This window comes from Ornithinimicrobium sp., from assembly GCF_030537745.1.
In the GTDB taxonomy this organism is placed as follows: Bacteria; Actinomycetota; Actinomycetes; order Actinomycetales; family Dermatophilaceae; genus Ornithinicoccus.
Genome location: NZ_JAUNVI010000021.1, coordinates 35,101 through 41,736 on the forward strand (window position 1 = coordinate 35,101; position 6,636 = coordinate 41,736).

A 6,636-nucleotide genomic window follows, 5' to 3' on the forward strand; every position below is an offset into this window, starting at 1 on the left:
CTCTCTGTTGCTTCAATGCTCAGTGCTATATTACATGACACTCAGCAGGTAGGAGTAGGGCGACGCCGCCACGAGCGCATCCGCATGACTGGCCTGACTCCCGGTCACACTCCGAGGTAGGCCTCGATCACCTTGGGGTCCTGCGCCAGCTCAGAGGACGGTCCCTCCAGCGTGACTCTGCCGGACTCCAGCACGTAGGCCCGGTGCGCGATCTTCAGCGCGGCCCGGGCGTTCTGCTCCACGAGCAGGACCGTGGTCCCCTCGGCGTTGATGGCCTGGATGACCTCCATGACCTGCTTGACGATGAGAGGCGCGAGCCCCATGGACGGCTCGTCGAGAAGCAGCAGCCTGGGTCCGCCGACGAGCGCACGACCGACGGCGAGCATCTGCTGCTCTCCGCCGGAAAGGGTGCCGCCCTGCTGGACGCGGCGCTCGGCTAGCCGCGGCATGAGCTCGTACGCGTGGTCGGCGCGCTCGCGAACGAGGTTTTGGTCCTTGACCAGGTAGCCGCCGAGCAGGAGGTTCTCGTGGACGCTCATGGTCGAGAAGATCCGCCGTCCTTCGGGAACGTGGATGAGACCCGCTCCCACCATGTCCCACGGACGCATCGTGGTCAGGTCGTGCTCGCCCCAGGTGACGACGCCCGAGCGCGCCCGAACCAGCCCGGAGATGAGCGAGAGCGTCGACGTCTTGCCGGCGCCATTGTTGCCGAGCAGGGAGACGACCTCCCCGTCCTCCACGACTATGGACAGCTCCCGTAGTGCGTGGACGCGGTGGTAGAACAGGTCGACCTTGTCGAGCGTGAGCTTCATACCTCCTCCTCCCCCAGGTAGGCCGCGATGACGACCGGGTCGTTCTTGACTTGCTCCGGGGTGCCGTCGGCGATCTCCTTGCCGTAGTTGAGCACCACGATCCTCTCCGAGACCTGCATGACCAGACCCATGTCGTGCTCGATGAGCACGACCCCGACGCCTGCGTCACGCACCTTGCGGACCAGCATCATCAGCTCGTTCTTCTCGGAGTGGTTCAGCCCCGCGCCCGGCTCGTCCAGCAGCAGCAGCTTGGGCTGGGTCGCGAGCGCCCGGGCGATTTCCACCCGACGCTGCTCGCCGTAGGGCAGTTGGGTGACCAACAGCTCGTCGTCGGAGCGGAAGCCGGCAAAGTCGAGCCACCCGCGGGCGTCCCGCGTGCAGTTAGCCTCGCTCCGGTGATAGCGCGGGGTGTGCAGCATGATGTCGAAGATGTTTTGGTCCAGCCGGGAATGCATGCCGGTCTTGACGTTCTCCAGGACCGTCATGTCCTTGAAGAGCCGGACGTTCTGGAACGTTCGGGCCATGCCTCGCCTGGTGATGTAGGACGGCTTCTTGCGGATGATCGACTCGCCGTCGAAGAGGATCTTGCCTTCGTTGGGGCGGTAGAACCCAGAGATGCAGTTGAACGCCGAGGTCTTGCCGGCGCCGTTCGGGCCGATCACGGAGACAATTTCGCCCTGGGACACCGAGAACGACAGACCGTCCACGGCCTTGATCCCGCCGAACCTGATCGCCAGGTCCTCCACCTGCAGCAGCGTCATCCTCTCTCCACCGCCTCGAGATTCTCGTTGTCCGTGGCTTCCGGCGCGGCCGAACGCTTCTTCAGGAAGGGCAGCACGGCGTTCTCCGGCCAGATGCCCTTGGGGCGGAAGATCATCGTCACCACCAGCAGCAGGCCGAACAGCAGGAAGCGCCAGTCGGAGAACTCCCGCAGGAACTCCGGGGCCAGGGAGACGAAAAGGGCGCCGATGATGACGCCCGGCGTGGACGCCATACCCCCGAGCACGACCGCCATGAGGACCAAGGCGGAGTAGAGGAAGAGGAAGCTGTTGGGCGAGATCGCGCTGAGGTGGGCCCCCATCAGCGTGCCGGCGAAGCCACCCCAGATCGCCCCGATGATGTAGGCCATCAACTTGGTGCGGTAGCCGTTGATGCCCATCGCCTCGGACACGTCCTCGTCGTCCCGGATCGACTTCCACGCCCGCCCCATCTTGCCCTTGCCCAGGCGCGCCGCGGCGATGACCGCGCCGCCAATGCCGACGATAAGGACGAAGTAGTAGAGCAGGATCTTGGAGTTGAAGTACAGCCCGAAGAGGTTGAGACCGTCGGCGAAGGACCACCCGAAGAAGGACCAGGTCGGTATGCCGTGAATGCCGGTGGGCCCGCCCGTCACCGACAGGTTGTTGGCGGTAATCCTGACGATCTCGCCGAAGCCGAGGGTGACGATGGCCAGGTAGTCGCTGCGCAGCCGCAGCGTCGGGCCTCCGATGATGACGCCGGCGAGGATGCAGGCGACGATGACGAAGGGGATCGTCTCCAGCATCGAGAAGCCGAACGTCGTGGTCAGGATGCCGGAGGTGTAGGCCCCTACCGCCATGAAGGCGATGTAGCCGAGGTCCAGCAAACCCGCATAGCCGACGACGACGTTGAGCCCCATCGCGAGCACGATGTAGATGAAGGCGCTGGTGAGGATCGAGATGAGATAGGGCGTCGCCGTGACGAAGGGCAGGGCCAGTGCGGTGACGAAGCAGACTGCGCCGAGGGCCCGCATGAAGACCTGCGGTGCGAGCAGTCCGGTGGGCTGCGGCGGTCGCTCGACGAATGGGGCGGGTGCGCTGAGTCTGGCGCTGTCGGTGGCCATCACTTAGACCCTCTCGATGACGCGCTCACCCAGGATGCCCGTCGGGCGGAAGGTGAGGAAGAGGATGAGGAAGGCGAAGGCGAAGACGTCGCGCCACTCGCCGCCGAAGAGGTGGGTGCCGAATGACTCGAGCAACCCCAGCACCAGGCCGCCGAGCATGGCGCCATAAATGTTGCCGATCCCCCCGATGACCGCCGCGGTGAAGGCCTTCAACCCGATGACGAAGCCCATCAGGAAGTCGATCGAGCCGTAGTAGGCCGCCGCCATGACCCCCGCCGCCCCCGCGAGCGCCGAGCCGATGAAGAAGGTGCGAGAGATGACCTTGTTGACGTTGACCCCCATGAGGAGAGACGCCTTCTGGTCCAGGGCGATCGCGCGCATGGCCCGGCCTTCACGGGTCTTCATGATGTAGCGCTGCAAGACGAACATCAGCAGTGCGGCGACGAGCATCAGCACGACCTGCGGCACCGTGATGCGGGCGCCGAGGATCATGAGGGGTTCGCCGGAGAGTCGGATCGGGAAGACCTCGGGGTTGGGTCCGAAGATTTGCCGAATGGCGTACTCCAGCGTGAACGAGACACCCACCGCGGTGATGAGCACCGAGAGGCGCGGGCTGCCGCGCAACGGCCGGTAGGCGACGCGCTCGATGAAGACACCCATGAAGCCGGTGAGCAGCATCGTGATGAGCATGACCAGGAGCAGCACCGGGATCGAGCCAATCCCGAGCAGGCTGGTCGTGCCGCCGAGGATGACGAAAGAGAAGAAGGCCCCGAGCATGTAGACGTCGCCGTGGGCGAAGTTCAGCAGCTTGATGATGCCGTAGACCATGCTGTAGCCGATCGCGATGAGCGCGTAGAACGACCCGACAAACAAGCCGTTCCAGAGAAGTTGACTCATGAGTCTCCTAAGGCGGAGCGGGCACTCTCTGGGGCGCGGCGACGGCGCCGCGCCCCAGGGTTAGGTGCGCTTAGTCCTGCAGGTCATCGTGGAGGACGAAGGAGCCCTCCGGACCGACCGTGACGATGACGAAGCCGCCGCCGGACAGCGTGCGGTCGTCGGTGAACTTCAGCGGGCCGGAGGACAGTTCGAGCCCGTCGATGGCGGCGATCGCCGTGTTGACGGCGTCGCCTTCGGTGCTGCCTGCCTCCTTCATGCCCTCGGCGACGACGCGGACGGCGTCGTAACTCTGGATGGAGTAGGGGCCAGGCTCCTTGCCGCCGGAGATCTTCTTGTAACCGGCGATCCAGTCGTCGGCGCCCTCGAGCATGTCCGGGGTCTTGGTGAAGGTGCCGAAGACGTCGTCGGTAAACCCGTCACCGGCGATCTCCGCGAACTGCGCGTCGACGGTGCCGTCACCCACCAGGATGGTGCCCTCAAAGCCAGCCTCACGCAGCTGACGAGTGAGCAGGCCACCGGCCTGGTAGTAACCGGTCCAGTAAACGAACTCCGGGTCGGCGTCAATGACCGCCTTCACGTTGGCCGAGAAATCCTTGTCGGCGGGGTTCACGGCTCCGTCGTGGACAACCTTGAAGCTGCCCGCCTCCTCTGCGTCGCCGACGAAGGTGTCGGCGAGGTCCTTGGAGTAGTCGGTCTGGTCGTTGACCGCCGCCACCTTGGTGACCCCCAACTCGGTGGCGAACTTGATGGCCGCCTCGGCCTGCTGGGTCCCGGTGCCGTTGATCATGAAGGCGCCCTGGCCCACGATCGCGTTGGAGTTGGCCGCGGGGATGACCATGGGGATGCCGGCGTCCTTGAAGACCGGGATGGTCGGAAGGGTCGCTCCGGAGCAGTAGCCGCCGACGGAGGCGTCGATGCCGGCGGTGACCAGCTTCTGCGCCGCGGCGACGGACGCGGTCGCGTCGCAGGCGTCGTCCTCGACGACGAGCTCGAGCTGACGGCCGTCAATACCACCGTCGTCATTGATCTCTTGGATGGCGAGCTCGGCGCCGTTTTGCATGTAGTCGCCGAAGGCTGCCTCGGAGCCGGAGAAGGGTGCCAGCATCCCGAGCTTGATCGGGCCACCCTCGGTCTCGGTGCCGGAGCCCCCGATGCCGCCGCCGCAGCCGGCGAGCAACAGCGTCGCAACCGCAGCTAGAGATATCGCGGCCGGGGCCCTGCGCCACGGGTTGGTCGATGAGGTCATGGGTTTCCTCTCAGTGAATCACCAGTGATCGGGCTGATCATGTCAGGAGGCTAGTCGCCAATGCAATAGCACTGGGCAGCGGGTCTGCTGCATGCACCGGGGGACGTAGCGTGTCGTAGGGAGACGGGCGGGCGGTACTGACAGAAAGGGAGCGCACCTCGATGACAACTCATACGGAGTCCTACACCGTGGAGGACTACCACACCGGCGGGGAGCCATTCCGCATCGTTGCTGATCACGACCTGGACTTGCGTGGGTCCACGGTCGCCGAGCGGCGGGTCCACGCGATGAGCAGCGAGACGGTGGGGCGGGTGCGCCAACTTCTGTGCTTCGAGCCCCGTGGACACGCTGATATGTACGGCGGCTTCATCACTCCCCCGAACGACGACGGCGCCCATTTCGGGGTGCTGTTTTGGCACAAGGACGGCTTCTCTACCGCGTGCGGCCACGGCACCATTGCCCTCGGTGTGTGGGCCGTGGACTCGGGCCGTGTCAGCGCGCCGGACACGGGACAGACCGACGTCGTCATCGACGTCCCCTCCGGCCGTGTCACCGCCCGCGTGCGGACCGAGCAGGGTCGAGTGGTCAGCGTCGACTTCGTGAACGTCCCGAGCTATCTGCTGGCCACCTCGGTGCCGGTGAACACCAGCCGCGGTCCACTTGTCGTCGACGTCTCCTACGGCGGCGCCATCTACGCCCAGCTCGACGTCTCCACGGTCGGCCTCTCGATCGTGCCCGATCAGTTCGGCGAGCTCATCGCACTGGGCCGCGAGATCAAGTGGGCGCTCAATGAGGCCGACGTCGCGAAGCACCCGGTCGATGACCGGCTCAGCGGGATCTACGGCACGATCATTTTCGAGGAGCTGCCAGGTGCCGGTCGCGACGGGGAGCTGGCGCAGCGCAACGCGACGATCTTCGCCGACGGCGAGCTGGACCGGTCGCCCTGCGGGTCGGGCACCTGCGCCCGGCTGGCCACCCTGTCGGCGGCGGGCCGGCTGGGCGATGACGACACCCTTGTCCACGGTTCGATCGTCGGGTCGACCTTCACCGCTCGCGTCATGGGCCGGGAGCAGGTCGCCGGCCGGGACGCGGTCGTGCCGGTCGTGACAGGTATGGCGTACCGCACGGGTGAGAGCAGGTTCACCGTCGACCCCCGGGACCCATTGGTGCCGGGCTTCACGCTGCGTTAGGTGGCTCGTGAGGGGCGAGGCCGAGGACTCCGGCCGCGCAGTGCCTCGTTCTGGCCGAACGCCCCAGTTGGTCGATCGGGTGCGTCATACATCCGGTCGCGACCAAGCACATCGGCTCGGTTCATCAACTCACCCACACTGGGCGGGTAGATGGTGGCTGATTTCCGCCTCACGAGTTGTCCCGGATGGTGTCGATCAAGCGCACGACCACCGACGAGATTCCCGGCTGGAAGTCGCAGACGGGCTCCGGCCTGCTCAGCGCTTCGGCCTGCCGGGCCAGAGCTAGCGGGTCAGTCCGGCAGGCCACTGGCCGGTCCGGGAGCGCGTCGAGGTAGTGCGCCGGCACCAGGTCGAACACCTGAGCGCACAGATGGTTCAGGCTAAATGCCAACTCGACGGAGTCCAGGTCGCGGCTCTCATCGGCCCATCCTGACGCCTCGGTGCTGGCCTTCCAGAGCTCCTTCGTGGTGGGCAATGTCGATAGACCGAGCCCAGCGACTCCCTGCTCAGCACTGGCTCCCCGAGGCTACTTCTGGGGATACGGCCGCTGGCGGCACCGGTAACCAAGGCACGAGACGCTTGGGCGCGCGCCCTGGGTCATTCGACGAGAATCGTCCCCATCATGCCGAG

At 65.9% G+C, this 6,636-nt stretch carries 7 protein-coding genes; 1 reads left to right on the top strand and 6 read right to left on the bottom strand.

What is annotated here, in order from left to right; genetic code table 11:
• Nucleotides 1-104: 104 nt before the first annotated feature.
• The 5 genes from Q4P07_RS06535 to Q4P07_RS06555 all read right to left on the bottom strand — a co-directional run bounded on the left by Q4P07_RS06535 (nucleotide 105) and on the right by Q4P07_RS06555 (nucleotide 4,816).
• Nucleotides 105-812, bottom strand: a complete 708-nt coding sequence (locus Q4P07_RS06535; RefSeq protein WP_303374099.1) for an ABC transporter ATP-binding protein — start codon at nucleotides 810-812, stop codon at nucleotides 105-107.
• Entirely contained in the window at nucleotides 809-1,573 is a 765-nt protein-coding gene (locus tag Q4P07_RS06540) for an ABC transporter ATP-binding protein (protein WP_303374100.1), read from the bottom strand. The genes Q4P07_RS06535 and Q4P07_RS06540 overlap by 4 nt, the downstream gene beginning before the upstream one ends.
• Nucleotides 1,570-2,673: a branched-chain amino acid ABC transporter permease gene (locus Q4P07_RS06545; RefSeq protein ID WP_303374101.1), complete on the bottom strand. Its 1,104-nt coding sequence runs from the start codon at nucleotides 2,671-2,673 to the stop codon at nucleotides 1,570-1,572. The genes Q4P07_RS06540 and Q4P07_RS06545 overlap by 4 nt, the downstream gene beginning before the upstream one ends.
• A gap of 3 nt (nucleotides 2,674-2,676) precedes the next feature.
• Nucleotides 2,677-3,570: a branched-chain amino acid ABC transporter permease gene (locus Q4P07_RS06550; protein ID WP_303374102.1), complete on the bottom strand. Its 894-nt coding sequence runs from the start codon at nucleotides 3,568-3,570 to the stop codon at nucleotides 2,677-2,679.
• A 70-nt stretch (nucleotides 3,571-3,640) separates the two neighbouring features.
• Complete coding sequence (locus Q4P07_RS06555; RefSeq protein WP_303374103.1) at nucleotides 3,641-4,816, bottom strand: branched-chain amino acid ABC transporter substrate-binding protein; 1,176 nt, start codon at nucleotides 4,814-4,816, stop codon at nucleotides 3,641-3,643.
• A gap of 161 nt (nucleotides 4,817-4,977) precedes the next feature.
• On the opposite strand from Q4P07_RS06555, the gene Q4P07_RS06560 reads away from it, so the two are divergent.
• A complete protein-coding gene (locus tag Q4P07_RS06560) occupies nucleotides 4,978-6,006 on the top strand; it encodes a proline racemase family protein (RefSeq protein WP_303374104.1) in 1,029 nt (342 codons plus the stop codon).
• Nucleotides 6,007-6,175: 169 nt separating this feature from the next.
• Here Q4P07_RS06560 and Q4P07_RS06565 read toward each other — a convergent pair whose 3' ends face one another.
• Nucleotides 6,176-6,481: a hypothetical protein gene (locus Q4P07_RS06565; protein WP_303374105.1), complete on the bottom strand. Its 306-nt coding sequence runs from the start codon at nucleotides 6,479-6,481 to the stop codon at nucleotides 6,176-6,178.
• Between the last annotated feature and the right edge of the window lie 155 nt (nucleotides 6,482-6,636).